Origin of the sequence: Kitasatospora sp. NPDC059646, assembly GCF_042734615.1 — a bacterium.
Classification (GTDB): Bacteria; Actinomycetota; Actinomycetes; order Streptomycetales; family Streptomycetaceae; genus Kitasatospora.
In genome coordinates this window covers 54541-80600 of record NZ_JBHWDS010000006.1, presented here as the reverse complement: position 1 = coordinate 80600, position 26060 = coordinate 54541, and the positions used below count along the sequence as shown (strand labels likewise).

The window sequence follows — 26060 nt, the reverse complement described above, 5'->3', positions numbered from 1 at the left end:
CTCGGCCACGGGCCGGACTTCCCGGCCGCAGCCCGAACCCGCCGGCCGGTGGCGCTACTTCTGCTTGGCGGCCTCCAGCGCCTGGAAGACTTCCTGCCCGGCGGCGTTGCGCTGCCGCAGGTGCCCGGTGACGGTGTTGGTCACGGCGATCAGCGGGACGGCGACGATCGCGCCGGCGATGCCGCCGATGATGGAGCCGGCGGCGACGCCGAGCACCACGGCCAGCGGGTGGACCCGCACCGCCCGGCCGAGGATCAGCGGCTGCAGGATGTGGCCCTCCAGCTGCTGGACGGCGACCAGCACGACCAGCGCCATCAGCGCCTTGAACGGTCCGACGGTGACCAGCGCGATCAGCACCGCGATGGTGCCGGTGACCAGCGCGCCGACCAGCGGCACGAAGGCGCCCAGGAAGATGATCACGGCGAGCGGCATCGCCATCGGCACGCCGAGCAGTTCGAGTCCGATGCCGATGCACAGCGCGTCGATGAAGGCGACGGTGACGGTGCCGCGGACGTACGCGGTCAGCGTGGCCCAGGCCTTGGGCCCGGCCCCGGCCATCGCGTACCGGGAGTGCCGGGGCAGGCCGCGCAGCGTCCAGCTCCAGATCCGGGCGCCGTCGTAGAGCAGGAAGAACGTGGTGAAGGCGGTGAGGGCGATGCCGGTGAGCACCTCGACCGCGATGCTGACGCCGGTGAAGCCCGCCGAGGTGAGCTGGTCGGAGTTGGTGCCGATGGCGGTGGTGATCTGGTTGGTGAAGTTGTCCAGCTGATCCTGCGTCAGGTGGAACGGGCCGGTGACCAGCCAGTCGCGCAGCTGCCGGACGCCGTCCTGGGCCTTGACGGTGACCCGGTCCAGGTTGGTCGACACCTGCCAGAACACGAACCAGCCGACCAGCCCGATCCCGGCCAGGCCGGACAGGAAGGTCGCGGCGGCGGCCACCGACCGCGGGACGCCGTGCCGGCGCAGCCAGGAGACGGTGGGCTCCAGCAGGGCGGAGATCAGCAGTGCGGCGACGGCGGCGAACGCCACCAGGCGCAGCGTGTCGATCACCCGGAACACCACGTAGAGGGCGACGCCGAGCAGCAGCAGGCGCCAGGTGGACTCGGCGGCGACCCGCAGCGCCCACGGCACCGCGTCCACCGGGTCGGCGGGCCGGCCGGGGGGCGCGGCGCCGAGCGGGTGTTCGGCGGCCTGCGGGGCGCGCGGGGGCGGGATGGTGTCGTCGGTCCGCACGACCGCTCCTTCCGGGGGTGCCGCGGCGAGGGCCTGGGCGCCCGCCGGTGCGCTGCCGTGTTCGGCGAGTTGACGGGCCGTCTGTTCGGCGGTGCGCCGGGCGGCCCGTTCGGCGGCGAGTTCGACGGCCTGCTCGGTGGCGAGCGCCTGCGCCTCGGCGGAGATGACCGCCCGGCGCCGTCGTTCGGCGGCGGCGAACAGGCCCGCCGCGACGGCCCCTATCTTGGCGAGGCCGCGCCAACGGCCGCCGCTCGTCTCTTCCGTCACTGCCCGGTCTCCCCCGCGTTCGTCTGCCGCGCGGCCGCGGGTCGCACGGCCGTCGGTGAGGAACGCTACCTGCCGCCGGAGCCGGGGTCGCGCGGGTATCGCGGACCGCCTCCCGGAGGTTCCGGGCAAAACGCCACCAATTCGCCCGTTTCGTCCGGCCGGTTCGGGGAAGGGGCCTGGCAGACCTTCTGTCCGCGGACCGGCCGGGAGCGGAGTACACCAGGACCCGCTCCGCTTCCCCGCGTCCGCACCGGACCGTCGCCGCCCGCCGCGCACTGGTCAGCGCCGCCCGGGCGGCACGGCCCGCCCGGTGGCCGCTGTCTCGCGGCAGCACGGAGGGCCCCGTTCTCGGCCGTGCGAGAACGGGGCCCTCCGGTACGGACTGCGGGTACCGGCTGTCGGCCTAGTACCAGTGGTGCGACTGCCAGAACGACCAGGCGCCGCAGGGGCTGCCGTAGCGGTCGTTCATGTAGTTGAGGCCCCACTTGATCTGGGTCGCGGGGTTGGTGCGCCAGTCCGCGCCGGCCGAGGCCATCTTGGAGCCCGGCAGCGCCTGGACCAGGCCGTAGGCGCCGGAGGAGGCGTTGGTGGCGGTGTAGTCCCAGCCGCTCTCGCGCTTGACGATCTGGCTGAAGCACTGGAACTGGTTGGCGTCGCCGACGATCTGCAGCGCCATGTCCTGGACCGAGCCGGGGCTGATGGTGGCGAGCACGCTGCGGGCGGCGGCGCGGTTGGCCTCTTCCTTCGCGCGCTTCTCCTCGGCCGCCTTGGCGGCCTTCTCCGCGTCGGCCTTCGCCTGGGCGTCGGCGGCGGCCTTCTGCCGGGCGGCCTCTTCCGCGGCCTTCTTGGCGGCGGCGTCGGCGGAGACCTGCTGGGCGTTGGCCTGACGGCTGATGCCGTCGCTGACGTTCTGGGCCTGTGCACCGGTGGGCGCGTCGGCGAGCAGGGTGGCGCTCGCGACGTCGACCGTGTGGACGGTCTTGCCCTCACTGCCAGAGGCCGCACCTACGACAGCACCGACGGCGGTGACCGCGGTGGCGGAGGCGACAGCGACTCCCCGGACCGAGATCCGAGTCACATGGTTTCCTTCCAGCGTCGCCCGGCGCGTGACCGTCCGGGCGCATATCTGCCCCTGGTCACTAGGCCTCCGTCGAGCTCTGGTCACGGGAGGCACTGGCTCGGCCGTCCCCCCGGGCGGGCCCGGAGCGGCGGTGGGATCGAGCGGCGTACGGCCTTGCGGTGTTCAGTTTTCCGCCCGCCGACCGGAGTCGCCGGGCGTGGAATTGCCGTACGCGGGGCCTGACAGAACCCTCACCATGCCGCACGCGACGGTGTCTACGCAATTCCCTGTGCCGTGGCGGATCTCACAAACTTCGCCACCTGGGCGTTTGGTGGGCGAACGGCCGAAGGCCCGTCAGTCGGGCTGACAGCAAAGGGGCCTGACGGTACGTGTCAGACCCCTTTGCCCCGGTGTGTCCGGTTATGGCTACGGCTGGATGTCCTCCAGCATCTCGGTCACCAGTGCGGCGATCGGCGAACGCTCCGAACGCGTGAGCGTGATGTGCGCGAACAGCGGATGGCCCTTCAGCTTCTCCACCACCGCGACCACGCCGTCGTACCGGCCGACCCGCAGGTTGTCCCGCTGGGCGACGTCGTGGGTGAGCACCACGCGGGAGTTCTGGCCGATCCGGGAGAGCACCGTGAGCAGCACGTTGCGCTCCAGGGACTGCGCCTCGTCCACGATCACGAAGGCGTCGTGCAGCGAGCGCCCGCGGATGTGGGTGAGCGGCAGCACCTCCAGCATGCCGCGGGAGATGACCTCCTCGATCACGTCCTGGGTGGTGACGGCGGAGAGGGTGTCGAACACCGCCTGCGCCCAGGGGCCCATCTTCTCGGCCTCGCTGCCCGGCAGGTAGCCGAGCTCCTGGCCGCCGACCGCGTACAGCGGGCGGAACACCATCACCTTGCGGTGCTGGCGGCGCTCCAGGACGGCTTCGAGGCCGGCGCACAGGGCGAGCGCGGACTTGCCGGTACCGGCCCGGCCGCCCATCGAGATGATGCCGATCTCCGGGTCGAGCAGCAGGTCGAGGGCGATCCGCTGCTCTGCGCTGCGGCCGCGCAGGCCGAACGCCTCGCGGTCGCCGCGGACCAGCTTCACCCGGCCGTCGGGGGCCACCCGGCCGAGGGCGCGGCCGCGCTCGGAGTGCAGCACCAGGCCGGTGTGGACCGGGAGTTGCTCGGCGCCGTCGAGGCCGAGGGCGTGGTCCTGGCCGGCGAACAGCTCGTCCACCTGGTCGGCGGGGACGTGCAGTTCGGTCATGCCCGTCCAGCCGGAGGTGATCGCCAGCTCGGCCCGGTACTCCTCGGCCAGCAGGCCGACCGAGCTCGCCTTGATCCGCAGCGGCAGGTCCTTGGAGACCACGGTGACGTCGTAACCCTCGGCCTGGAGGTTGCGGGCGACCGCGAGGATCCTGGTGTCCGCCTCGCCGCCGCCGGCCCGGTAGCCGGCCGGCAGGATCGACGGGTCGGAGTGGTTCAGCTCCACCCGGATCGTGCCGCCGAGCTCGCCGACCGGGATCGGCTCGTCGAGCCGGCCGTGGCGGATGCGGAAGTCGTCCAGCATCCGCAGCGCCTGACGGGCGAAGTAGCCCAGCTCCGGGTGGTGCCGCTTGGCCTCCAACTCGGTGACCACGACCACCGGGAGGACCACCTCGTGCTCCTCGAAGCGCGTCATGGCGAGAGGGTCGGCCAGGAGCACGCTGGTGTCGAGGACGTACGTGCGCCGGTCTGGTGTCCGGCGGCTCTTGGTACTGACCACTAGCCCTCCAGAGCGGGTGACCCGACGTCACCCGCGGCCCACCGGTCCCCGCGGCCCCGCTGGCCGGGGGGACGGTCTGAGTGGAGTATTCCCAGGCGAGGAGGCCCGCATTCGCGCCGGAGCGAACGGCGGGATCACAACCGGTGAACGTTTTCCCACGCGCCCCACGGGTACGGGGGACTGACCGGGCGTCAGCGGCCGCGGCGGCCCGGCGTCAGCGGCCCATCCGCCGGTTGCGCAGCTGGTAGTCGCGCAGCGCCCGCAGGAAGTCGACCTTGCGGAAGGCCGGCCAGTACGCCTCGCAGAAGTAGAACTCGCTGTGCGCGGACTGCCAGAGCAGGAAGCCGGACAGCCGCTGCTCGCCGGAGGTGCGGATCACCAGGTCGGGATCGGGCTGGCCCTTGGTGTAGAGGTGTTCGGCGATGTGCTCGACGTCGAGGATTTCGGCCAGTTCCTCGATCGAGGTGCCGCGGTCGGCGTGCTCCTGGAGCAGGGAGCGGACGGCGTCGGCGATCTCCTGCCGGCCGCCGTAGCCGATGGCGACGTTGACGGTCAGTCCGTCGATGTGCGCGGTGTCCTGCTCGGCCTGCTTGAGCAGTTCGGTGGTGCGGGCGGGCAGCAGGTCGAGCGCGCCGACCGGGTGGACCTTCCAGCGGCCGGCGTCGACCAGGCCCTGGACGGCGTCCTCGATGATGCCGAGCAGCGGGACGAGCTCGTCGGCGGGGCGGGACAGGTTGTCGGTGGAGAGCATCCAGAGGGTGACCACCCGGACGTCGGTCTCCGCGCACCAGCCCAGGAACTCGCTGATCTTGTCGGCGCCGCGCTGGTGCCCGTACGCGGTGGTTCCGCCGGCGGCCTTGGCCCAGCGGCGGTTGCCGTCCAGGATCACCCCGATGTGGTGCGGGGTGTTCGCCAGGTGCACCTCGACCCGCCGGCCGTACAGCCGGTAGGCCCGGTCCAGCAGGGTGCGCAGTCCCGGCGTGCGCTCGACCACATCGCGCAGACCCATCGTGAACGTGCCCCTCCGTGCTGATTGCTCCGGGTGCGAAATCCCTGCGGCAGCCTACTCCGCCCGGCATTGGCGGAGGTAAAACCGCAGGTACCGGTCTTGTCACAGTGCGCGCACGAGGTCGGATACGGAACGGTCTCCGAATCCTTAAACGGTCCCTAAACCGGATTCCGGGTCTTGACGCTTGCCATTGGTCTAGTCCAGCGTGTGGTCAGCACCACAGCGGACCCACCCCCACAGCGGAGCCGCCGCGACCCCCACCGCGGCGGCTCTCCCCTCCCCCGCCACGTCTGCTCTCCCCCACACCCCTCCCCCATCTCCTGCACTGGAGCCTGTCATGGCCCGTACCCTGCAGCAGCCGTCCCACCGGCGCCGCAACACGTTCCCGGCGGTGCTCGCCACCGCGACCGCGCTGGCGCTGGCCGGCACCGGCCTGGCCCTGTCGGCCGGCGGCGCGAACGCCGCGGTCGGCAACCTGGTGACCAACGGCGGCTTCGACTCCGGCCTCTCGGGCTGGACCTGCACCGGCAGCACCGCCGCGGTCTCCACCCCGGTCCACTCCGGCAGCGGCGCGCTGGCCGCGACCCCGGGCGCCGGCGACACCGCCGAGTGCACCCAGACCGTGTCGGTGCTCCCCAACACCGCCTACACGCTGAACGGCTGGGTCCAGGGCCAGTACGTCTACCTGGGCGCCCGCGGCACCGGCGGCACCGACCCGTCCACCTGGTCGGCGCAGAGCGCCTGGAACCAGCTGAACACCACCTTCACCACCGGCGCCTCCACCACCAGCGTGACGCTGTACGTGCACGGGTGGTACGGCCAGCCCACCTACTACGCGGACGACATCCAGCTGATCGGCCCGGGCGGCACCGCCACCCCGACCCCGTCCGCCACCTCGGCCTCGCCGAAGCCGTCCGCCTCGGCATCGGCCTCCCCGTCGCAGAGCGCCTCGCCGTCCGCGTCGGCCTCGCCCTCGCAGAGCGCCTCCCCGTCGGCGTCCAACTCGCCCAGCCCGTCCGGCTCCCCGACCACCCCGGCGCCGAACACCGGCCTGCCGAAGCACGTGCTGACCGGCTACTGGCAGAACTTCGACAACGGTTCGACCGTGCAGCGCCTGCGCGACGTGCAGTCCGCGTACGACATCATCGCGGTCTCCTTCGCCGACGCGACCACCACCCAGGGCGCGATCTCCTTCACCCTGGACCCGGCGCTGGCCACCAAGCTCGGCGGCTACACCGACGCCGACTTCAAGGCCGACATCGCCGCCAAGCACGCGGCCGGCAAGAAGGTCGTGCTCTCCATCGGCGGCCAGAACGGCGCGATCTCGGTGGGCAGTTCGGCCGCCGCCACCGCGTTCTCCGACTCGGCGTACAAGCTGATCCAGCAGTACGGCTTCGACGGCATCGACGTCGACCTGGAGAACGGCGTCAACGCCACCTACATGTCGCAGGCGCTGCACACCCTGCAGGCGAAGGTCGGCTCCGGCTTCGTGCTGACCATGGCCCCCGAGACCATCGGGATGTACTCCACCGCCGGCGCGTACTTCCAGCTGGCGCTGGCCACCAAGGACATCCTCACGGTCGTCAACACCCAGTTCTACAACTCCGGCGGCATGAACGGCTGCGACGGCAAGGTCTACACCCAGGGCACCGTCGACTTCATCACCGCGCAGGTCTGCACCCACATCCAGGGCGGCCTCCGGCCCGACCAGGTCGGCATCGGCGTCCCCGCCTCCACCAAGGCGGCGGGCGGCGGCTACGTCAACTCGACCGTGGTGAACAACGCGCTGGACTGCCTGGCGACCGGCAACCACTGCGGCAGCTTCGTCCCGCCGGCCAAGTGGCCGACCATCCGCGGCGCGATGACCTGGTCCACCAACTGGGACGCCAACAACGGCAACGACTTCTCCAACAACGTCGGGGCGTTCGTCCACGGCATGCAGTGACTCTCCGCCGGTGCACCGCTCCTTGAGGGTGGGGTGGGTGCACACCAGGGGCCCGTCGTACCGCTGGGGGTACGACGGGCCCCGCCCGCGTCCGAGCCCTGACGGCCCGTCAGTCCGCCGCCAGCACCGCCGCCAGGGCGCCCAGCAGCATCGCCGGGCCGAAGGCCAGCTCGGTGCGGCGGCCCGCCCGGCGCAGCACCAGCAGCAGCACCGCCCACAGCGCGGCGACCACCCACATGAAGAGGACACCGGCGTAGACCGTGCGCCAGCCCCCGAGGCCCAGCACCGCGCCGAGCGACGGGGCGAGCTTGACGTCGCCCAGGCCCATCGGCGCGAGCAGCGCCAGCAGCAGGAACAGCCCGCCGAGGACGCCCGCGGCCAGCGCGCAGCGCAGCCACACCGCCGGGCGGTGGTCGGCGAGCGGGACCAGCAGGACCGTCCCGGCCAGCAGCGGCAGGGTCAGCGCGTCCGGCAGCCGCTTCACCGCACCGTCCACGAAGCCGAGCACCACGCCGAACAGCGCGACCCACACCAGCAGCGGCAGCCAGCGCGGCGGCGCGTCCGCCGCGAGCGCCGCGCCGACCGCGGCGGCCACCGCCTCGACGGTCAGCGGCGGCGGACCGGACCGACCGCCGCAGCGCACGCAGCCGCCCAGCGGCGTCACCGCGCAGGTGCGCCACGGCTGCCCGGCCGGCACCGCGAACCGCACCACCAGCGAGCGCAGCGGCACTCCCGCCAGCAGGCCGAGCACCGCTCCCAGCGCTGCTCCGAACATCCGGCACCTCCCCTGACGGCCCGCCGCGACCCTACCGCCGCTCCGCGGCTCGTCCGTCCGTGTCCAGGTGGCGAACACCACGCGGGTATCGGCCCGGCCCGGCCGTAAAGTAATCGGGTATGCAGGTCATCCAGTCCAGCAAACTCGCCAATGTCTGCTACGACATTCGCGGCCCGGTGCTCGACGAGGCGATGCGGCTGGAGGAACAGGGCCACCGCATCCTCAAGCTCAACACCGGCAATCCGGCCGCCTTCGGTTTCGAGGCCCCGCCCGAGATCCTCCAGGACATCCTCCGCAACCTGTCCTCCGCGCACGGCTACGGCGACTCCAAGGGCCTGCTGTCGGCCCGCCGCGCCGTGGTCATGCACTACGAGGAACGCGGCCTGCACGGCCTCTCGGTCGAGGACGTCTACCTGGGCAACGGCGTCTCCGAGCTGATCCAGCTCGCCATGACCGCCCTCCTCGACGACGGCGACGAGGTGCTCGTCCCCGCCCCCGACTACCCGCTGTGGACGGCGTCCGTCTCACTGGCGGGCGGCACCGCCGTCCACTACCGCTGCGACGAGCAGGCCGAGTGGTACCCGGACCTCGCGGACATCGCCGCCAAGGTCACCGACCGCACCCGGGCGATCGTGGTGATCAACCCCAACAACCCGACCGGCGCGGTCTACCCGCGCGAGGTGCTGGAGGGGATCGTCGAACTCGCCCGCGAGCACCGGCTGGTGGTGTACGCGGACGAGATCTACGACAAGATCCTGTACGACGGCGTGGAGCACGTCCCGCTCGCCACCCTCGCCCCGGACCTGTTCTGCGTCACCTTCAACGGCATGTCCAAGTCCTACCGGGTGGCCGGCTTCCGCAGCGGCTGGATGGTGCTCTCCGGCGACCGGCAGCGCGCCCGCTCCTACATCGAGGGCCTCAACGTGCTCGCCTCGATGCGGCTGTGCGCCAACATGCCCGCCCAGCACGCGGTCGCCGCGGCGCTCGGCGGACGGCAGTCCATCCGCGACCTGATCCTGCCCGGCGGCCGGCTGCTCGCCTCCCGCGACGCCGCGTTCGAGCTGCTCAACGCGATCCCCGGCGTCTCCTGCGTGAAGCCCAAGGGCGCGCTGTACGCGTTCCCGCGGCTCGACCCGCAGGTGTACAAGATCAAGGACGACGCGCAGATGGTCCTCGACCTGCTGCGCTCCCAGCGGATCCTGATCGTCCAGGGCACCGGCTTCAACTGGCCCGACCCCGACCACTTCCGCCTGGTCACCCTCCCCCGGCCGGAGGACGTCGCGGACGCGGTGACGCGCATCGGCGACTTCCTGTCCGGCTACGTGCAGCCGTAGTCGCGCCCCGCAAGGGGCGGGAACGGCAGGATCCGCCCGGGGAGGGAAGCTTCCCCGGGCGGATCCGCCGGTGGTCCGGACTCAGCCGAGTCGCTTGACCAGGGCCTGGTACTCGTCCCACAGCGCCTTCGGCGTGTGGTCGCCGAACATCTCCAGGTGGGCCGGGACCAGCGCGGCCTCCTGCTTCCAGATCTCGGTGTCGACCGAGAACAGCAGCTCCTGGTCGGCGGCCGGGATGTCCAGGCCGTCGAGGTCGAAGCCGTCGACCTTCGGGAGGATGCCGATCGGGGTCTCGACGCCCTCGGCGGTGCCTTCGAGGCGCTCGACGATCCACTTCAGGACGCGGCTGTTCTCGCCGTAGCCCGGCCAGACGAACTTGCCGTCGGCGTTCTTGCGGAACCAGTTGACGTAGTAGATCTTCGGCAGCTTCGAGGCGTCGGCCTCGGCGCCGACCTTCAGCCAGTGCGCGAAGTAGTCGCCCATGTTGTAGCCGCAGAACGGCAGCATGGCGAACGGGTCGCGGCGCAGCTCGCCGACGGTGCCCTCGGCGGCGGCGGTCTTCTCGGAGGCGATGTTCGCGCCGAGGAAGACGCCGTGCTGCCAGTCGAAGGACTCGGTGACCAGCGGGACGGCGGTGGCCCGGCGGCCGCCGAAGAGGATCGCGGAGATCGGCACGCCGGCCGGGTCCTCCCACTCGTCGGCGATGGTCGGGCACTGCGCGGCGGGGACGGCGAAGCGCGCGTTGGGGTGGGCGGCGGGGGTGCCGGACTCGGGGGTCCAGTCGTTGCCGCGCCAGTCGGTGAGGTGGGCGGGGGCGTTCTCGGTGAGGCCCTCCCACCACACGTCGCCGTCGTCGGTGAGGGCGACGTTGGTGAAGACGGTGTTGCCCCACAGGGTCTTGATGGCGTTGGCGTTGGTGTCCTCGCCGGTGCCGGGGGCGACGCCGAAGAAGCCGGCCTCGGGGTTGATCGCGTAGAGGCGGCCGTCGGCGCCGAAGCGCATCCAGGCGATGTCGTCGCCGATGGTCTCGACCTTCCAGCCCGGGACGGTGGGCTGGAGCATGGCGAGGTTGGTCTTGCCGCAGGCGGACGGGAACGCGGCGGCGACGTACTTGACCTCACCGGACGGCGGGGTGAGCTTGAGGATCAGCATGTGCTCGGCCAGCCAGCCCTCGTCGCGGGCCATGGTGGAGGCGATGCGCAGCGCGTAGCACTTCTTGCCGAGCAGGGCGTTGCCGCCGTAGCCGGAGCCGAAGGACCAGATCTCCTTGGTCTCGGGGAAGTGCGAGATGTACTTGGTGGTGTTGCACGGCCAGGCGACGTCGGCCTCGCCCTCGGCGAGCGGGGCGCCGACGGTGTGCACGGCCTTGACGAAGTCGCCGTCCTCGCCGAGCTGGTCGAGCACGGCCCGGCCCATGCGGGTCATGACGCGCATCGACACGGCGACGTAGGCGGAGTCGGTGATCTCGACGCCGTACGCGGCCAGCGGGGACCCGACGGGGCCCATGGAGAACGGCACCACGTACATGGTGCGGCCCTTCATCGCGCCGCGGAACAGGCCGTTCTCACCGGAGAAGATCTCCCGCATCTCGGCGGGGGCCTTCCAGTGGTTGGTCGGGCCGGCGTCCTCCTCCTTCTCCGAGCAGATGAAGGTGCGGTCCTCGACGCGGGCGACGTCGGACGGGTCGGAGGCCGCGTAGTAGGAGTTGGGGCGCTTGGTCTCGTCGAGCTTGGTGAAGGTGCCCTGGGCGACGAGCTGCTCGGCGAGGCGGTGGTACTCCTCCTCGGAGCCGTCGCACCACACCACGCGGTCGGGCTGGGTGAGGTCGGCAATCTCGTTGACCCACTCCACCAGGCGCTGGTGGCGGGTGGGCGCGGACTCGGTGATCGCAGAGATCTGAGGCGACACGATCGCTCCGTTTCACACCATCTCGGCCAGGAGACGGCTTCGCGGGGGTTGAGGGTGCTTACACGGTAGACCCGGCGCGCCGTCGCTCATTCGTCGAAATGGCGTCATTGACGAGATTTTTACTACGGACTGTCTGATTCGGAGGCCCCGAACCACTCGACGGATGCCCCGTCCGGGTCTCGCACACACCGCTCGAACACTCCAGAACGTCTAAAAGTGAGGATCGCCACTTTCCTACGTGCCGGTAACCTACGGTTCCGTAAGATGCTGCTCATGACCGCGGAAGCCCTCGAGCTCGTCAAGCCCAAGTGGCGCGGCTGGTTGCACGCCGGAATGTTCCCGGCCGCCCTCGCCGCCGGAATCGTGTTGATCTGCCTGGCCCAGACGACGGCGGCGCGAATCGCCTGCGTCGTCTACTCGGTGAGCGCCTGGATGCTGTTCGGGGTGAGCGCGGTCTACCACCGCTTCACCTGGGGGCCGCGCGGCGAGGCGGTGCTGCGCCGGCTGGACCACGCCAACATCTTCCTGATCATCGCCGGGACGTACACCCCGTTCACCATGCTGCTGCTGGAGGGCGCGCGGCAGCAGGTGCTGCTGTGGCTGGTGTGGGGCGGCGCGCTGGCCGGGATCGCGTTCCGGGTGTTCTGGGTGGGCGCGCCGCGCTGGCTGTACACCCCTTGCTACGTCGCGCTCGGCTGGGCGGCGGTGTTCTTCCTGCCGGACTTCCTGCACAAGGGCGGCCCGGCCGTGCTGACGCTGATCGTCGTCGGCGGCGCGCTCTACACCGTGGGCGGAGTGATCTACGGCCTGAAGCGGCCGAACCCGTCACCGCGCTGGTTCGGCTTCCACGAGGTGTTCCACGCCTTCACCCTGGGCGCGTTCATCGTGCAGTACGTGGGCGTCTCGCTGGTGGCGTACACCGTGGCGACCTGACCCCCCGCAGCAACGTTCCCCCCTCAGTACCGCGCCGGCTGGGCGGCCCTCGCCTCCAGCCGCTCCCGGGCCCGACGGCAGCGCTCGCAGTGCGCCGCGTCGGGCCCTTCTCCTGCCGCCCGCTGGTGGGCCCGGCCGCGGAACCGGTAGGCGACCCAGGCCATCACGGCCAGCACCTCGACCGCGGAGACCACCCAGACCAGGCGGGCGCCGCCGACCAGGTACCCGGCTATGACAGCCAGCGCGGCCAGCACACCGGCCACCCCGCTCCAGAACCCGGTCGCTCCGTACTCCATTGGCAAACCTCCCGCCGGCCGACAGGTCATCTGACAGGTCGTCAGAGAACTCCCCACCTACAGTGACACGTCCGGCACGGAGCGCGGGAGAACGGGGGATCAACAGCGCATCAATTCCAGAAGTGGGGATCCCGCAGCCCGGACTCCGGTTGCCCTCGCGGGAGGCGCGGCGGGGTGTCAGTCGACCAGCAGCACCAGCTTTCCGGTGGTGCGGCCGGTGTCGCCGAGGGCGTGCGCCTTCGCGGCCTCCGCCAGCGGGAACGTGCCGGCGATCTCGGCCCGCAGCAGGCCGCGTCCGGCGAGGTCGGCGACGGCCGCCATGCCCGCGTGGTCGGCCTCCACCAGCATCATCGCGGTGCGCACGCCGAGCCGGTCGGCCTCCTCGGCCAGGCCCTCGACCGGGACGGGCAGGATCGACACCAGCAGGCCGCCGCGGCGCAGGGTGCGCAGCGACCGCAGCTGGTACTCGCCGCCGACGGTGTCCAGGACGACGTCCGCGTCGCGCACCGCCTCGGCGAAGTCGGTGGTCCGGTAGTCGATCGTCTCGTCGGCGCCGAGGCCGCGCAGGAAGTCGTGCTTGGCCGCGCTCGCGGTGCCGATCACGTACGCGCCGCGGGACTTGGCGATCTGCACGGCGAGGTGTCCGACGCCGCCGGCCGCCGCGTGCACCAGCACCCGGTCGCCGGGGCCGATCCCCGCGGTGTCGACCAGCGCCTGCCAGGCGGTGAGCGCGGCCAGCGGCAGGGCGCCGGCCTGCACCGCGTCGACGCCGGCGGGCCGGGCGGCGAACGCCCGGGCGGGGCCGGTGACGTACTCGGCGTGGGCGCCGACGCCGTGCGGGTAGGGCAGCATGCCGAAGACCTCGTCGCCGGGCCGGAACAGGGTGACGCCGAAGCCGACCGCCTCGACGGTGCCGGCGACGTCCCAGCCGAGCACGAACGGGGGCTCGCCGAGGAAGAGGCCGCTCGCGCGGTGCTTCCAGTCCGTCGGGTTCAGGCCGGCGGCCCGGACCTTCACCAGGATCTCGCTCGGCCCGGGTTCGGGGCGCGGGAGTTCCACCTCCTGCAGGACTTCGGGGCCGCCCAGGACGTCCTGGCTGATCGCGCGCATCGTGTTCGTCGTCATGCCCCCAGCCTGGCCCGTGCCGGACGCCGGCGGCAGTGGCATGATGGTCACTGTCCGATGGGATCCTGCCAGGAGGGCTGTCGTGCCGCACACCCCGGAGCCGAGCGAACCGCAATCGCCGCCGCACCGCATCGCCGTGCTCGCCCTGGACGGCGTGTACCCGTTCGAACTCGGCATCCCCCGGCGGGTGTTCGCCTCCGCCGGCGGCCGCTACGAGCTGGCCACCTGCACCGTGGACGGCCGGCCGGTGCGCTCCGACGCGGACTTCACGGTCGGCGTCGAGCACGGCCCGGAGCTGCTCGGCACCGCCGACACGGTGGTCGTCCCGCCGTTCGCCCCGGTGCCGGCCACCGACCGGCTCGCCCCCGGCGTCGCCGAGGCGCTCGCGCTGATCCGCCCCGGCACCCGGCTGATCTCGATCTGCACCGGCGCGTTCGTGCTCGCCGCCGCCGGCCTGCTGGACGGCCGGCCCGCCACCACCCACTGGGCGCTCGCCGACCACTTCCGCCGGCTCTTCCCGCGGGTGCTGCTCGACCCGGACGTGCTGTTCGTCGACGACGGCGACATCCTCACCTCGGCCGGCGCGGCGTCCGGCGTCGACGTGTGCCTGCACGTGCTGCGCCGCGACCACGGCGCGGCCGTCGCCAACCACGCGGCCCGGCTGTGCGTCGTCCCGCCGTGGCGCGACGGCGGCCAGGCCCAGTACATCGAGCACCCCGTCCCGGCGGTCGGCGCGAGCGGAACCGCGGCGACCCGCGAGTGGGCGCTGGCCCGGCTGCACCTGCCGCTGACGCTCGCCGAGCTGGCCGGGCACGCCGCGATGAGCACCCGCACCTTCGCCCGCCGCTTCCACGACGAGACGGGCCAGAGCCCCGGCCGCTGGCTCACCCAGCAGCGCGTCGCCCTGGCCCGCCAGTTGCTGGAGGCCACCGACCTGACGGTCGACCAGATCGCCGGCCGGGTCGGCTTCGCCAACGCGGTGTCGCTGCGCCAGCACCTGCACGCCGCGATCGGCGTCTCACCGCTCGCCTACCGGCGGACCTTCACCGGAAGGGCCTTCGCCGGCACCGCCTGACGCCCCGTCACCGTGCGCGGGCCCGGCGCCGGCGCACCCCGGTCACGGCTCCGGCCAGCACGGTCGCGCCCAGCGCGGCTCCCGCGGCGAGCAGCGGCCCGGTGCGGTCGGCCCCGGGCGCCCCGGCCGGCGCGGCCTCGAAGCCGCCCGCCCTGCCCGCGGCGTCGTACCCGGAGCCCGGCAGCTTGTCGCCGTACCGCTGGTGGACCAGCTGCTGGTAGGCGGCGACGGTGGCGCCGTGCTCGCCGACCGAGCGGCGGGCGGTGTCGTCGAGCGGCAGCACCCGGCCGTCCTTGAGCTCGTACCAGGCGCCGAGCTGCGGTTCGCGGAAGGCGGTGCCGCCGTCGGCGGCGGCCCTGGCCGCGTAGTCGCTCTCGTCGCTGCCGGACGCGATGTTGACGACCCGCCAGGCGCCGCCCTGCCGGGCCGTCCACACCGAGGCGGTCCGCCCGTCGGCGGCGACGGCCCTGGTGGCGGTGAACTCGACGGTGGCGACGGGCGCCCCGGGCCGGCCGGCCACGAACCCGGCGTCGAGGGTGCGGACCGGCACGGTGTCGCCGGTGAGCCGGGGCGCGGCGGCGCTCGCGGCCCGCGCCTCGTCGTTCGCGGAGAGCGCGAGCGGCTGGTTCGGCGGCACTCCCTCGCGGGCGAAGAAGTGCCCCAACCGGTCGAGCACGGAGGGGTCCTGGGCGGCGGCCCGGGCGGCGGCGAGGTCGCCGGCGCCGGGCTGCGGGTCGGCGGCCGTCGCCGACGGGGCGGCGGCGAGGCCGAGGGCGGCGGCCGCGGCGAGTGCGGCGGCGGCGCGGGCGAGTCGGACGCGGTGGCTGCTCATGTCGGGTCTCCTCACGCGCCGATCCGGTACAGGGAGTGGGTCCAGGAGAACGACCCGTTGCTCACGTAGTAGTTGTAGTCGCCCCAGTTGTAGCGGTAGTTGGACGGCCACGGGTCGCCCCAGTACAGCCAGTTGTTGCCGCTGTCGTAGCCGTACAGCACGTTCATGTGGCCGCCGCCGGAGCTCCACTGGATCCGGGTCTCCACCGGCCGGCCGGCGTCGATCTCGCCCTGCACGGTGGCGTACCGCAGGTAGCCGCTGACGTACGAGCCCGGGTTGATGCCGATCCAGTACAGCGCGTTCTGCACCTCGGCCAGGCTGGCCTGGCTGTTCGGGCAGGTGGAGTTGACCGAGCGGCCGAACGCGGCGTTGCAGAACTGGTTCTGGCTGTAGCTGTAGCCGTAGTAGGCGGCGATGGTGTTGCCGCCCGCCGCCCAGCACCAGTTGCTCTGCTGCTGGGCCTGCATGGTCAGGTTGAGGGTCCGCGAGGTGCCGGCCGCCAGCGGGGCCGGCGGATGCGCGGCGGTCGCGGTCCGGGCCGCGGCGGGGGCGGGGGCGGCCTGGGCGGGGGCGGTGGCGGCCGCGCTCAGCGCCGGGGCGAGGACGCCCAGGGCGAGTGCGGCGACCGTCCGACGCAGCCGCATCGGGGTGAGTGTCATGGGGGTACGGCCTCCTGGCAGGGGCGAGGAGTGGATGTGGGGGCGGCGTCCGGACGCGCTGCCGACGAGCATCCGGCCGTTGCCGTCGAGTGGTCAACGGCCTTGCCGCGCACCGGAGTCGGGGTGTGAACGGGCCCCGGCGGGTGTGAACGGCGGCGCGCTGGGCAGCGCGGATATCGCCCGCGCCGGTGACAAGCCGTCCACAAGGTGTGAATATTCACGCTCAGTCGAGGAGGTGGCCATGCAGCAGCCCACCGCACCGTCCGAGTTGGCCGCGGTCCTGCGCACCGGGCCGTTCCACCTCGCCCTGCGGGCCGCCATCGCCGCCCGCGGCCTCGCCCTGCACCGGCTGCGCGAGCGGCTCGCGCAGCGCGGCGTGCACGTCGGCGTGACCAGCCTCAGCTACTGGCAGCAGGGCCTGCGCCGCCCCGAACGGGCCGAGTCGCTGCGCGCCGTCGCCGCGCTCGAAGAGGTGCTGGAGCTGCCCGAACACTCGCTGACCCGGCTGCTCGGCCCGCGCCGCGGCGGCCCCGACCCGGCCGCCCGGCCGGTCCGCCCCTACCGCGACCTGATCACCCCCGCCGAGGCGGTGGACGGCCTGCTCGCCGTGCTCTCCGGGCCGCCCGACACCGGCCTGCACACCGTCACCCACATCGAACGGATCCGGGTCGGCGCCGACCGCCGGCTGCAGCGCCGCGACTCCCAGCACGTGCTGCGGGCCCACCGCGACGGCGTCGACCGCTACCTGGCGATCTACCAGGGCGATCCGGGCTGCGACATCGACCGGGTGCGGGTCCGCGCCGAGGAGAACTGCCGGCCCGGTCGGATCCGCCGCGACCCGGCCGCGCACCTGCTGGTCGCCGAACTGCTGCTCGACCGGCGGCTGCGCACCGGCGACACCCACCTGCTGGGCTACGGCTTCGACGAGTCGCCGTCGCCGCAGCCCAGCCGCGAGTACGTGCGCGGCTTCAACGCGGGCGCCGGGCAGTACGTGCTCCAGGTGACCTTCGACCCGGCCGCCCTGCCCGTCCGCTGCGACCGCTTCACCCGCCGCGCCCCCGACCAGTCCCCGCTGGAGACCGAGGAGTTGACCCTCGACGGGCACCACTGCGCGCACCTGGTGGCCGCGGACCTGCCGCCCTGCCTGCTCGGCCTGCGCTGGGACTGGGAGTGACGCCCGGCGTCAGCCGGTGATCCGCCCGCCGGCCACGTCGACGGTCAGGCCGGTCAGCCAGCCCGCGCCGTCGGAGGCCAGGAAGAGCGCGGCGTCCGCGACGTCCGCCGGGGTGCCGAGCCGGCCCAGCGGGTGCGTCGCCGCGACCTTCGCCTGCATCTCGGCGGGCATCCGGGCCGCCACCCGCTCGGTCAGGATCGCCGACGGCGCCAGGCAGTTGACCCGGATGCCGTGCGGCCCGAGCTCGGCCGCCAGGTGCCTGGTCAGCATCACCACGCCCGCGTTGGCCACCCCGTACGCCAGGTTGGCGCCGCTGGGCTGCCGGCCGGCCGCCGAGGACATCGTCAGGACCGTGCCCGACCCGCGCTCCAGCATGCCGGGCAGGAACGCCTGCACGGTCAGGAACACCGAGGTCAGGTCGGAGTCCAGCACCTCGCGCCAGCGCTGCTCGGACAGCTCCGCCGTCGGCACCGGGAACCCCTGGCCGCCGGCGAACACCGCCAGCACGTCCACCGCGCCGAACCGCTCGGCCACCGCCGCCCGCACGCCGTCCAGCGCCCGGGCGTCCGTCACGTCGGCGGTGGCGGCCATCGCCTCGCCGCCCGCGGCGGTGATCTCCCCGACCACCGACGCCAGCGCCGCCCCGTCCCGGCCGACCACGCACACCGACGCGCCCTGCGCGGCGAACGCCCGAGCGGTGTGCGCCCCGATCCCGCGCGAACCGCCGGTGACCACCACCGTCCGGCCCGCCAGCTCCGCGTACGTCCCGGTCATCTCGCTCAACTCCCCTGTGTCGATGCTTCGTTCGATCGTTGATCGGCGGATCGGCGGCGGGTCACCGGCAGCAGGGCGGCCACGAACAGCAGCCACACCAGCCCGCCGAAGCGGACCACCGGCAGCAGGTACATGAAGCCGTCCGCCACCAGGGCGAGCAGCGCCAGCATCCCCGCCGCGGCCACCACCAGGCCCGACCAGGTGACGGCGCGGGGCAGCAGGTCGGTGATCATCGCCGACACCGAGACCCCGGCCGCCAGCAGGCCGAAGCCCGCCGCGAACGCGGGCCCGCCCGCCAAGAAGGACACGTCCGCCAGGGCCCGGCCGAGCGCCGGCGGCGCGTCCGCGGGCAGTCGGCCGCCCGCCCAGGCCACCGCCGCGCTCAGCACCAGCGCGGACGCCGCCAGCACGCCGCCGACCAGCGTGATCGCCGAGCCGGGCGCGGTGATCCCGAGCGCCCTCAGCCGCCGGTAGAGCAGGGCCGCGCACAGCGCGAGCGGCACCGACGCGGCGAGCAGCAGCAGCGCCCCGAGCCGGGCCGACCCGCCGTGCTCCTGCGCGTACCGCACCACCTCGGCGCCGGTGGCGTCCGGGTGCGGGGTGGCGCGGTTGACCGCGGTGTAGGCGATCGTCAGCGCCGTCGTCGAGACGGCCGGCACGAGCAGCGGCGGGCCGGTCTGCGGGCGGCTCTTCGGGCGTCCGGCCGGGGCCGGGCGGGGCGGGGCGGCGGTGCTCATGGTTCCTCCCGTGGCATCCATCGATACACTCGGAATAATGATTACACCGTGGAACGATTGTCAAACGGGTACGATGTCGGCATGAGCATGGATCGAGAGGCGGACCGGCACGGCGACGACCAGCGCCCGGACACCCCGCCCCCGGCCGGACGGCCCGGGCCCGGCGGCGGAGCCGCGTTCCTGCTGGCCCAGCTCGGCGCGCACGCCGCCGAACGCTTCGCCCAGCGGATCGCCGAACTCGACCTCACCCCCGCCCAGGCAGGCCTGCTCCGGCTGCTGGTGCAGAACCCCGGCCGCAGCCAGCGCGAACTCGCCGACGCGCTCGGCATGCCCCCCAGCCGTTTCGTCCCGTTCGCGGACGGCCTGGAGCAGCGCGGCCTGATCGAGCGCCGCCGCAACGCCGAGGACCGCCGGCTGTACGCCCTGCACCTCACCGACCGGGGCCTGGCCCTGCTCGGCCGCCTGCGCGACACCGCCCTCGCCCACGAACAGGACGTCACCCGGTCCCTCACCCCCGAGGAGCACGCCCGACTGACCGCCCTGCTCACCCGGATCGCCGCCCAGCAGGGACTCACCCCGGGCGTCCACCCCGGGTACCGCACCCTGCGCGGCCGCTGACGGGACGTCGGGCGACCCGGCACGGGCCGGTGCGGCGGGAGCTGCCGCGGGCACGAACCGCCGCCGGGCACGCGAAAGGGCCCCGGGTCGGTGTCGACCCGGGGCCCGTCCGGCCGCCCGCTACCGGAAGGCGACCTCGACCGCGTCCGAGACGGGCCGGTAGCCGAGGCGCTGGTAGATCGCGTTGCTGACCGGGTTGGCCAGGTCGGTGTACAGCAGCACCTCGTCCGCGCCGCCGGCCTGCGCGTGCCGGGTGACGGCGGCGGTCAGCGCGCTCGCGTAGCCGCGGCCGCGGTCGGCGGGCGGCGTGTAGACCGGGCCGATCCGGGACATCCCGGCGGCGGCGGGGCTGGCCCCGGCGAGGGCGACCGGGCGGCCGTCGGCCTCCCAGAGCAGCAGGGTGCGGCCGGCGATCCGCTGGTCGGCGTCGGCGGCCGGGTCGGCGGGCGGCTGGAGCCCGGCCTCGACGCAGAAGTCGACCAGCCACCGGGCGACGGTCTCCCGGTCGGCGGGCACGGCGACCCTGGCGTGCCCGGCCGGCGGGGCCGGCGGGGGCGTCAGCTCGCCGAGCCGGAACAGCCGTTCGTTGTGCTCCACCTGCCAGTCGCGTCCGGTGATCCGCTGCCACTCGGCGGCGAAGGCCAGCGCGGTGCGGTGCTCGCCGGCCACCGCGTCGGGCCGGTCGCCGTCCTCGGCGAGTCGGCGGGCGAGGTCCTCGGCGGCCGCGACCGGCATCCGGCCGAGCCGCTGCCCCCACGGCGGAGTGCGCAGGCAGGCGCCGGCGACGGCGCCGTCCGGGTCGCGCCACCAGCCGAAGCGCGGCGGCAGCTCGCCGTACACGTTCAGGCCGTCCCGGCCGAGGCGTTCGACGATGGTGAGCAGCACGGTGTTCTCGGCGGGGTCGGCCGCGAGGAACTCCCCGGCCGCGCTGCGGAATTCGTCCAGTGATGTGGTGAGAGTCCAGCCCATGCCGCATCCTCCCCCACGGACGGCGCCGTCGACCAGCGGGTTTTCCGGTCGACGGCACCGGGCCCGTCACCGGCCGCGCAGGCGTTCCTCGAGGTCGGCGACGTCCGCGGTGGGGCGCTCGCAGACGAAGTGCCGGCACACGTAGGCGGCGGCCTTCCCGTCGAGCAGCGGACGGTCGGCGAGCAGCGGCACCTCGGTGTCGCCGGCCTCGCCGACCGCGACCACCGCGCCGGGGGCGGTGGAGCGCAGCGCGGCCAGGTGCAGCGCGGCACGCCCGGCGTCGCCGGCCGGGCCGACCACCGCGACCTCGCGCGGCCCGTCGAGCAGCGCCTCGGCGACGGCCAGGCCCCAGCCGGTGAACCGGGGCGCGCGGGTGCCGAGCGTCGAGACGATGCCCAACGCCCGTTCCGCGGCGGTGCGGTGGCGTGCCGAGCCGGTGTACGCGGCGTACCCGAGCAGGGCCCCGGCGGCGGCCGTCCAGCCGGACGGGACGGCGTTGTCGGTGGGATCCTGCGGGCGGCGGATCAGCTGCTCGGCGTCGTCGGCGGTGTCGTACAGCGCGCCGGACTTCTCGTCGGTGAAGTGCAGCAGCACCAGGTCCAGCAGCTCCCCGGCGAGTTGCAGCCAGGACGCCTCGCCGCCGACCGCGTACAGCGCAAGGAAGCCCTCGGCGGTGTCCGCGTAGTCCTCCAGCACGCCCGCGTTGGCGCCCGCCGCGCCGTCCCGGGAGGTGCGCAGCAGCCGGCCCTCGGGGGTGAGGTGGACGGCGATCAGCAGGTCGGCGGCGCGCTCGGCGGCCTCGACCAGGTCCGGGCGGTCCAGCAGCGCGCCGGCCTCGGCGAGGGCGGCGATCGCCAGGCCGTTCCAGGCCGCGACCACCTTGTCGTCGCGGGCGGGGGCGGGGCGCCGGGTGCGGACCTCGAACAGCTTCCGCCGGATCTCCCGGTACTTCGCCGGGTCCTCGGGGTCGCGCGGCAGCTGGAGCACCGAGGTGCCGTGCTCGAACGTCCCCGTGACGTCGAACAGTTCGACCGCGAGGGCGGCGTCCTCCGCCCCGAGCACCTCGGCCAGCTGCTCGGGCGTCCACGCGTAGTACGCGCCCTCGGCGTTCCTCCCGGTCGCCGGGTCCGCCGAGTCGGCGTCCAGCGCGGACGCGAACCCGCCCTCCGGGGTGCGCAGTTCGCGCAGCAGGAAGTCGGCGGTCTCCAGCACGATCCGACGGGCCTGCTCGTCGCCGGTGGCGCGCCACAGGTGCAGGTAGACCCGCATCAGCAGCGCGTTGTCGTAGAGCATCTTCTCGAAGTGCGGCACCGTCCAGGTGGCGTCCACCGCGTAGCGCGCGAACCCGCCGCCCACCTGGTCGTACATCCCGCCGCGGGCCATCGCCTCGCAGGTGCGCCGGGCCATCTCCAGCGCGGCCTCGGATCCCGTCCGGGCGTGGTGGCGCAGCAGGAACTCCAGCACCATCGACGGCGGGAACTTCGGCGCGCCGCCGAAGCCGCCCCGCCGCTCGTCGAACGACCGCGTCAACTCGACGACCGCGCCGTGCAGTTCGGCCTCTCCCGGGGGCTGCGCGAGGCCGCTGCCCACCGCGTACACGGAGGCCCGCTCGGCGAGGTCCTTCCCGATCCGCGCCGCGACCTCCGCGACCTCGGCCCGCCGCCCCGTCCACGCCTTGTCCACGCCCTCCAGCACCTGCCGGAACGACGGCATCCCGTGCCGCGGCTCGGGCGGGAAGTACGTCCCGAAGTAGAACGGCTCCTTCCCGGGCGTCAGGAACACCGTCATCGGCCACCCGCCCTGCCCGGTGGCCGCCTGCACCGCCTCCATGTACACCGCGTCGACGTCCGGCCGCTCCTCCCGGTCGACCTTCACCGCCACGAACCGCTCGTTCAGGAACCCGGCCGTCGCCTCGTCCTCGAACGACTCGTGCGCCATCACGTGGCACCAGTGGCACGCGGCGTACCCGACGCTCAGCAGCACGGGCACCCCGCGCCGCTCCGCTTCCGCGAACGCCTCCTCCCCCCACGGCCACCACTCCACCGGGTTGTCAGCGTGCTGCAGCAGATACGGCGACGTCGCGCCCGCAAGACGGTTCACGGCATCACTCTGCCACGGGGGAGCGTCGGAGCCTGCCTTCGCGGCGCTGAGTGTCCGGAAGGTCTCCGGCCGGCGTGGGCGGGCTATTCCGTCGCGGGGGCGGGCTTCGCCGCCTGGGAGCGGGTCCACTCGGTGGTTTTGAAGCAGGCGGTCAGCCAGTGCGCTTCCGCGGAGTCGAGGACGATCCCGCCGATCTTCGGGATCGGGCCCAGCATCGGCAGGGGTTCGAGGTGCAGCATCGATTCGGTGATCCGGAAGGGTTCCCAGTCGAGGTCATGGTGGAGCAGCACGGCGAACGTCTTGCCGTGGCCCTGCTGGAACACCATCGGTTCGCCGCAGTCGTTGACGAACGACTTCACGGTGTCGTTGTGCGCGAACTCGACGTCGGCCATGTCCGCCCACCTGGCGACGCCCTGCCGTTCCCAGCGGAGGTAGGTGCGGATGCTCTCCACGAAGGAGGGGAGCGAGTGGTCGTCGAGCAGCGATTCGGCCTGGACGACGATCGACTTCGGTGTCTTCCGCAGTGCCTGGGCACGGCGGAGCTGCCGGGTGGCGTGGGCCCAGAACAGGCCGCCCCGTTCGGGGTCGTGGACGACGCACAGGACGGGCGGGATCCCGTCGCGCCAGTTGTCCCCGTGAGTGCCGATCCTGACGCGGTGGCCGCGGCGGGTCCGGGTGGAGGTCCCGCCCTTGACCTGGATCGCCACGGCGTCCGCGGTGCGCCGCCCGTCCTGGACGAAGGTGACGTGCAGGTCCTCGCCGAAGTCGTTGCCGCCGTCGATCTCCTGGACGATGTGGCCGTGCCGCTCCAGCAGTGCGCGCACCTCGTTGACGGCCATCCGCTCGACCCGGCGGCTCTCCGGCACCTTTGGCATCCCGCTGCCCCCCTCGTGCTGTGGAGGGCCAGGCTATGACAGCCGGTCGTGGCGGCGGCCGGCGGCTCAGTCGTCCTTGGGGTCGGGCTGCTCGGTGAAGTCGATCTTCTTGAAGCGGGCGTTCATCGACTTCAGGAGGAACCAGGTGGCGATGCCGAGGGCGGCGAAGACGACGAAGCCGAGGAGGCCGGGGGTGACCTTGGTTTCGTCGAGGGCGAGGTCGGCGGCGAGCTGGGTGACGTTCACGGGGGTGCTCATTCGTCCATGGTGACCCGGCCCTACGCGGGCCGGGTCACCGGGGGGTGGTACGGGTTACTTGCGGAGGCCGGCGAAGAGGTCGGTCTCGGGCAGGTCGGTGGCGACCAGGGACTTGGCGAGCTCGTAGTCCTCGGTGGGCCAGACGTCGCGCTGGATGTCGAGCGGGACGCGGAACCACGGGCCGTCGGGGTCGATCTGGGTGGCGTGGGCGATCAGCGCCTTGTCGCGGATCTCGAAGTACTCGCCGCACTCGACCCGGGTGGTGATCTCGCGCTCGGCGCGGCCGGACTTCTCCCAGCCCTCGATCCACTCGCCGTACGGCGAGTCGTGGCCGTTCTCGGTGAGGTAGGCGTGCAGGGCGCGGATGCGCCCCATCGGGAAGCCGTGGTTGTAGTACAGCTTGGACGGCTGCCAGGGCTCGCCGGCCTCGGGGTACGCCTCGGGGTCGCCGGCGGCGTCGAAGGCGACCATGGTGATCTTGTGGGTCATGATGTGGTCGGGGTGCGGGTAGCCGCCGTTCTCGTCGTACGTGGTGATCACGTGCGGGCGGAACTCGCGGATCAGCTTGACCAGGGTGCCGGCCGCCTCGTTCACGTCCTCCAGGGCGAAGCAGCCCTCGGGGAGCGGGGGCAGCGGGTCGCCCTCGGGCAGGCCGGAGTCGACGTAGCCGAGCCACGCCTGCTCGACGCCGAGGATCTCCCGGGCCGCGTCCATCTCCTTGCGGCGCACCTCGTGGATGTTCTCCTCGACCCAGGGGTCGCCCTGGAGCTTGGGGTTGAGGATCGACCCCCGCTCGCCCCCGGTACAGGTGGCGACCAGGACCTCCACCCCTTGGGCCACGTACATCGCCATGGTGGCGGCGCCCTTGCTGGACTCGTCGTCCGGGTGCGCGTGGACCGCCATCAACCGCAACTGCTCGCTCAACGCCTGGGTTCCCTTCCAGGTACAGGTATGTCCGCTTCGTCGGGCCGACTCCCCCGCCGCCTGTGGCGCGGACGTGCCCCTCCTATAGTGACGGACTGGAGGGCGCGTCCATTCCCGCGGACGGCCGAACGCTCCTCCGCGAAAGGACCGAGCCGAAGCATGGACCAGAGCCCTACGCCCCAGACCCCCCTCGCGCCCCCGGCCGGCCGCTACAGCCGGGCCGACGACCGGTCGGCCGACCGCAGGCTGCGGATCGCCGGCGCGGTCTTCGGCGTGCTGCTGGTGGGCCTGATCGCCTGGCTGGGCGGCTCGTACCTGATGCGGGAGACGAAGCTGAACGGCGCGGTCCCGACGTTCCAGCCGGTGTCGGACACCGAGTTGCAGCTCCAGCTGTCGGTGCGCAAGAGCGACGGCACCTCGGGGGTGTGCACGGTCCGCTCGCAGGGCACGGACGGCTCGGTGGTCGGCCAGTCGGACTTCCAGGTCCCGGCCGAGGGGTCGAGCTACGACAAGGTGGTGACCCTGCGGACCACGGCCCGCGGCACCACCGCCGAGCTGCTCGGCTGCACCCCCGACGAGAAGTAGCGCCGGGCGCCGCGGTCACGCGGACGGTGGGCGGAGGGCCTTTGCCCCGCTCACCCTTTCGAGCGCATAGTCGGAGGGGTGGGGCGGCCGCGCCGCCCGCGGCCCTTCCCGCCCGCACCGGGAACTTGTTAGGCTCGTGATTTCGCCCCTTCCCATGCCGTACGGCACGGAAGCGGGCGTTGCTTTGCATCTGCCCAGAAAATCGCCCACTGCTGCCGAACCACCCTCGCAGCAGCGCCAGCACCGACGAGGAGCACCCTGTGACCCAGACCAACGATGACGTGACCTGGCTCACTCAGGACCACTACAACAAGCTCAAGGCCGAGCTTGACCACCTGACCGGGCCCTGGCGGATCGAGATCGCCCAGAAGATCGAGGCCGCGCGCGAGGAGGGTGACCTCAAGGAGAACGCCGGCTACCACGCGGCCAAGGACGAGCAGGGCAAGACCGAGGCGCGGATCCGCCAGCTGACCCAGCTGCTGGAGCGCGCGAAGGTCGGCGAGGCCCCGGCGGACTCGGGCGTGGTGGCCCCCGGCATGCTGGTGAAGGTGGCCTTCGACGGCGACCTGGACGACACCATGGAGTTCCTGCTGGCCTCCCGCGAGGTCACCGACGGCGACATCGACGTGTACTCGCCGCAGTCCCCGCTGGGCAAGGCCATCATCGGCAAGTCGGTCGGCGAGGACGCCCAGTACGAGCTGCCGAACGGCAAGAAGGCGGGCGTGAAGATCATCGACGCCAAGCCGTTCTCCGGCTGACCCACGGCCACGGGAACCGCGACAGCGCCGGACGGCCGCTCCCCCGGGTGGGGGGGGCGGCCGGCCGGTGGGTACCGGC

25 protein-coding genes are annotated in these 26060 nt (G+C 73.1%); 8 read left to right on the top strand and 17 right to left on the bottom strand.

Features of this window, described 5'->3' with window-relative positions:
* Positions 1-54 precede the first annotated feature (54 nt).
* From ACFV1L_RS05880 to ACFV1L_RS05865, 4 genes are all read right to left on the bottom strand, one after another.
* Entirely contained in the window at positions 55-1500 is a 1446-nt protein-coding gene (locus ACFV1L_RS05880; protein WP_380363250.1) for an AI-2E family transporter, read from the bottom strand.
* A 403-nt stretch (positions 1501-1903) separates the two neighbouring features.
* On the bottom strand, positions 1904-2578 hold the full coding sequence (locus ACFV1L_RS05875) for a transglycosylase SLT domain-containing protein (RefSeq protein WP_380363249.1): 675 nt from the start codon (positions 2576-2578) through the stop codon (positions 1904-1906).
* 408 nt (positions 2579-2986) lie between these two features.
* The gene (locus ACFV1L_RS05870; protein WP_380363248.1) at positions 2987-4318 is read right to left on the bottom strand and encodes a PhoH family protein; all 1332 of its coding nucleotides are present in this window, start codon (positions 4316-4318) and stop codon (positions 2987-2989) included.
* Positions 4319-4532: 214 nt separating this feature from the next.
* A complete protein-coding gene (locus ACFV1L_RS05865) occupies positions 4533-5327 on the bottom strand; it encodes an isoprenyl transferase (RefSeq protein WP_380363247.1) in 795 nt (264 codons plus the stop codon).
* Positions 5328-5664: 337 nt separating this feature from the next.
* Between ACFV1L_RS05865 and ACFV1L_RS05860 the strand changes: the two genes are divergently transcribed.
* Entirely contained in the window at positions 5665-7272 is a 1608-nt protein-coding gene (locus ACFV1L_RS05860; RefSeq protein WP_380363246.1) for a chitinase, read from the top strand.
* Positions 7273-7381: 109 nt separating this feature from the next.
* Here ACFV1L_RS05860 and ACFV1L_RS05855 read toward each other — a convergent pair whose 3' ends face one another.
* Positions 7382-8047: a prepilin peptidase gene (locus ACFV1L_RS05855; protein ID WP_380363244.1), complete on the bottom strand. Its 666-nt coding sequence runs from the start codon at positions 8045-8047 to the stop codon at positions 7382-7384.
* Positions 8048-8166: 119 nt separating this feature from the next.
* On the opposite strand from ACFV1L_RS05855, the gene ACFV1L_RS05850 reads away from it, so the two are divergent.
* Positions 8167-9381, top strand: coding sequence for a pyridoxal phosphate-dependent aminotransferase (locus tag ACFV1L_RS05850; protein WP_380363242.1), 1215 nt, complete (start codon positions 8167-8169; stop codon positions 9379-9381).
* 81 nt (positions 9382-9462) lie between these two features.
* On the opposite strand, the gene ACFV1L_RS05845 is transcribed toward ACFV1L_RS05850, so the two are convergent.
* Complete coding sequence (locus tag ACFV1L_RS05845) at positions 9463-11289, bottom strand: phosphoenolpyruvate carboxykinase (GTP) (RefSeq protein WP_380363240.1); 1827 nt, start codon at positions 11287-11289, stop codon at positions 9463-9465.
* 264 nt (positions 11290-11553) lie between these two features.
* On the opposite strand from ACFV1L_RS05845, the gene ACFV1L_RS05840 reads away from it, so the two are divergent.
* Positions 11554-12222 (top strand): hemolysin III family protein, encoded by a 669-nt coding sequence (locus tag ACFV1L_RS05840; protein WP_380363239.1) that lies wholly within the window; start codon positions 11554-11556, stop codon positions 12220-12222.
* A 23-nt stretch (positions 12223-12245) separates the two neighbouring features.
* Here ACFV1L_RS05840 and ACFV1L_RS05835 read toward each other — a convergent pair whose 3' ends face one another.
* Positions 12246-12518: a hypothetical protein gene (locus ACFV1L_RS05835; protein ID WP_380363237.1), complete on the bottom strand. Its 273-nt coding sequence runs from the start codon at positions 12516-12518 to the stop codon at positions 12246-12248.
* A 177-nt stretch (positions 12519-12695) separates the two neighbouring features.
* Positions 12696-13643 (bottom strand): NADP-dependent oxidoreductase, encoded by a 948-nt coding sequence (locus tag ACFV1L_RS05830; protein ID WP_380363236.1) that lies wholly within the window; start codon positions 13641-13643, stop codon positions 12696-12698.
* Between the two features lie 43 nt (positions 13644-13686).
* Between ACFV1L_RS05830 and ACFV1L_RS05825 the strand changes: the two genes are divergently transcribed.
* Entirely contained in the window at positions 13687-14718 is a 1032-nt protein-coding gene (locus tag ACFV1L_RS05825; RefSeq protein WP_380363235.1) for a GlxA family transcriptional regulator, read from the top strand.
* A gap of 7 nt (positions 14719-14725) precedes the next feature.
* On the opposite strand, the gene ACFV1L_RS05820 is transcribed toward ACFV1L_RS05825, so the two are convergent.
* Both ACFV1L_RS05820 and ACFV1L_RS05815 read right to left on the bottom strand, forming a co-directional pair.
* Positions 14726-15550, bottom strand: a complete 825-nt coding sequence (locus ACFV1L_RS05820) for a hypothetical protein (RefSeq protein ID WP_380363233.1) — start codon at positions 15548-15550, stop codon at positions 14726-14728.
* Positions 15551-15561: 11 nt separating this feature from the next.
* Positions 15562-16209: a papain-like cysteine protease family protein gene (locus ACFV1L_RS05815; protein ID WP_380363232.1), complete on the bottom strand. Its 648-nt coding sequence runs from the start codon at positions 16207-16209 to the stop codon at positions 15562-15564.
* Between the two features lie 241 nt (positions 16210-16450).
* Between ACFV1L_RS05815 and ACFV1L_RS05810 the strand changes: the two genes are divergently transcribed.
* On the top strand, positions 16451-17383 hold the full coding sequence (locus ACFV1L_RS05810; RefSeq protein ID WP_380363231.1) for a hypothetical protein: 933 nt from the start codon (positions 16451-16453) through the stop codon (positions 17381-17383).
* A 9-nt stretch (positions 17384-17392) separates the two neighbouring features.
* On the opposite strand, the gene ACFV1L_RS05805 is transcribed toward ACFV1L_RS05810, so the two are convergent.
* Positions 17393-18157 (bottom strand): SDR family NAD(P)-dependent oxidoreductase, encoded by a 765-nt coding sequence (locus tag ACFV1L_RS05805; protein WP_380363460.1) that lies wholly within the window; start codon positions 18155-18157, stop codon positions 17393-17395.
* Between the two features lie 5 nt (positions 18158-18162).
* A complete protein-coding gene (locus ACFV1L_RS05800) occupies positions 18163-18894 on the bottom strand; it encodes a DUF4386 domain-containing protein (RefSeq protein ID WP_380363230.1) in 732 nt (243 codons plus the stop codon).
* 81 nt (positions 18895-18975) lie between these two features.
* Here ACFV1L_RS05800 and ACFV1L_RS05795 point away from each other — a divergent pair, with 81 nt between their 5' ends.
* Positions 18976-19512 carry a MarR family winged helix-turn-helix transcriptional regulator gene (locus ACFV1L_RS05795; RefSeq protein WP_380363228.1) on the top strand — a complete coding sequence of 179 codons (537 nt, stop codon included), beginning with the start codon at positions 18976-18978 and terminating at the stop codon, positions 19510-19512.
* Between the two features lie 120 nt (positions 19513-19632).
* On the opposite strand, the gene ACFV1L_RS05790 is transcribed toward ACFV1L_RS05795, so the two are convergent.
* The 5 genes from ACFV1L_RS05790 to mca all read right to left on the bottom strand — a co-directional run bounded on the left by ACFV1L_RS05790 (position 19633) and on the right by mca (position 24638).
* Entirely contained in the window at positions 19633-20481 is an 849-nt protein-coding gene (locus tag ACFV1L_RS05790; protein WP_380363226.1) for a GNAT family N-acetyltransferase, read from the bottom strand.
* 66 nt (positions 20482-20547) lie between these two features.
* Positions 20548-22581, bottom strand: coding sequence for a thioredoxin domain-containing protein (locus ACFV1L_RS05785; protein ID WP_380363225.1), 2034 nt, complete (start codon positions 22579-22581; stop codon positions 20548-20550).
* 83 nt (positions 22582-22664) lie between these two features.
* Positions 22665-23456 carry a DUF4365 domain-containing protein gene (locus tag ACFV1L_RS05780; protein WP_380363223.1) on the bottom strand — a complete coding sequence of 264 codons (792 nt, stop codon included), beginning with the start codon at positions 23454-23456 and terminating at the stop codon, positions 22665-22667.
* Positions 23457-23522: 66 nt separating this feature from the next.
* Complete coding sequence (locus ACFV1L_RS05775; protein WP_051653339.1) at positions 23523-23714, bottom strand: hypothetical protein; 192 nt, start codon at positions 23712-23714, stop codon at positions 23523-23525.
* A 54-nt stretch (positions 23715-23768) separates the two neighbouring features.
* Positions 23769-24638, bottom strand: coding sequence for a mycothiol conjugate amidase Mca (gene mca, locus ACFV1L_RS05770; protein ID WP_380363221.1), 870 nt, complete (start codon positions 24636-24638; stop codon positions 23769-23771).
* Positions 24639-24797: 159 nt separating this feature from the next.
* Here mca and ACFV1L_RS05765 point away from each other — a divergent pair, with 159 nt between their 5' ends.
* Positions 24798-25223, top strand: a complete 426-nt coding sequence (locus ACFV1L_RS05765; RefSeq protein WP_380363220.1) for a DUF4307 domain-containing protein — start codon at positions 24798-24800, stop codon at positions 25221-25223.
* Between the two features lie 260 nt (positions 25224-25483).
* Complete coding sequence (gene greA, locus ACFV1L_RS05760; RefSeq protein WP_380363219.1) at positions 25484-25981, top strand: transcription elongation factor GreA; 498 nt, start codon at positions 25484-25486, stop codon at positions 25979-25981.
* The last annotated feature ends 79 nt before the right edge of the window (positions 25982-26060 follow it).

Excerpts from the sequence above, each read along its gene's own strand:
- ACFV1L_RS05865 (WP_380363247.1), bottom strand. The coding sequence starts at position 5,327 with ATGGGTCTGCGCGATGTGGTCGAGCGCACGCCGGGACTGCGCACCCTG.
- ACFV1L_RS05860 (WP_380363246.1), top strand. The coding sequence starts at position 5,665 with ATGGCCCGTACCCTGCAGCAGCCGTCCCACCGGCGCCGCAACACGTTC.
- ACFV1L_RS05855 (WP_380363244.1), bottom strand. The coding sequence starts at position 8,047 with ATGTTCGGAGCAGCGCTGGGAGCGGTGCTCGGCCTGCTGGCGGGAGTG.
- ACFV1L_RS05850 (WP_380363242.1), top strand. The coding sequence starts at position 8,167 with ATGCAGGTCATCCAGTCCAGCAAACTCGCCAATGTCTGCTACGACATT.
- ACFV1L_RS05840 (WP_380363239.1), top strand. The coding sequence starts at position 11,554 with ATGCTGCTCATGACCGCGGAAGCCCTCGAGCTCGTCAAGCCCAAGTGG.
- ACFV1L_RS05835 (WP_380363237.1), bottom strand. The coding sequence starts at position 12,518 with ATGGAGTACGGAGCGACCGGGTTCTGGAGCGGGGTGGCCGGTGTGCTG.
- ACFV1L_RS05830 (WP_380363236.1), bottom strand. The coding sequence starts at position 13,643 with ATGACGACGAACACGATGCGCGCGATCAGCCAGGACGTCCTGGGCGGC.
- ACFV1L_RS05825 (WP_380363235.1), top strand. The coding sequence starts at position 13,687 with ATGGTCACTGTCCGATGGGATCCTGCCAGGAGGGCTGTCGTGCCGCAC.
- ACFV1L_RS05820 (WP_380363233.1), bottom strand. The coding sequence starts at position 15,550 with ATGAGCAGCCACCGCGTCCGACTCGCCCGCGCCGCCGCCGCACTCGCC.
- ACFV1L_RS05815 (WP_380363232.1), bottom strand. The coding sequence starts at position 16,209 with ATGACACTCACCCCGATGCGGCTGCGTCGGACGGTCGCCGCACTCGCC.
- ACFV1L_RS05810 (WP_380363231.1), top strand. The coding sequence starts at position 16,451 with ATGCAGCAGCCCACCGCACCGTCCGAGTTGGCCGCGGTCCTGCGCACC.
- ACFV1L_RS05805 (WP_380363460.1), bottom strand. The coding sequence starts at position 18,157 with ATGACCGGGACGTACGCGGAGCTGGCGGGCCGGACGGTGGTGGTCACC.
- ACFV1L_RS05800 (WP_380363230.1), bottom strand. The coding sequence starts at position 18,894 with ATGAGCACCGCCGCCCCGCCCCGCCCGGCCCCGGCCGGACGCCCGAAG.
- ACFV1L_RS05795 (WP_380363228.1), top strand. The coding sequence starts at position 18,976 with ATGAGCATGGATCGAGAGGCGGACCGGCACGGCGACGACCAGCGCCCG.
- ACFV1L_RS05790 (WP_380363226.1), bottom strand. The coding sequence starts at position 20,481 with ATGGGCTGGACTCTCACCACATCACTGGACGAATTCCGCAGCGCGGCC.
- ACFV1L_RS05780 (WP_380363223.1), bottom strand. The coding sequence starts at position 23,456 with ATGCCAAAGGTGCCGGAGAGCCGCCGGGTCGAGCGGATGGCCGTCAAC.
- ACFV1L_RS05775 (WP_051653339.1), bottom strand. The coding sequence starts at position 23,714 with ATGAGCACCCCCGTGAACGTCACCCAGCTCGCCGCCGACCTCGCCCTC.
- ACFV1L_RS05765 (WP_380363220.1), top strand. The coding sequence starts at position 24,798 with ATGGACCAGAGCCCTACGCCCCAGACCCCCCTCGCGCCCCCGGCCGGC.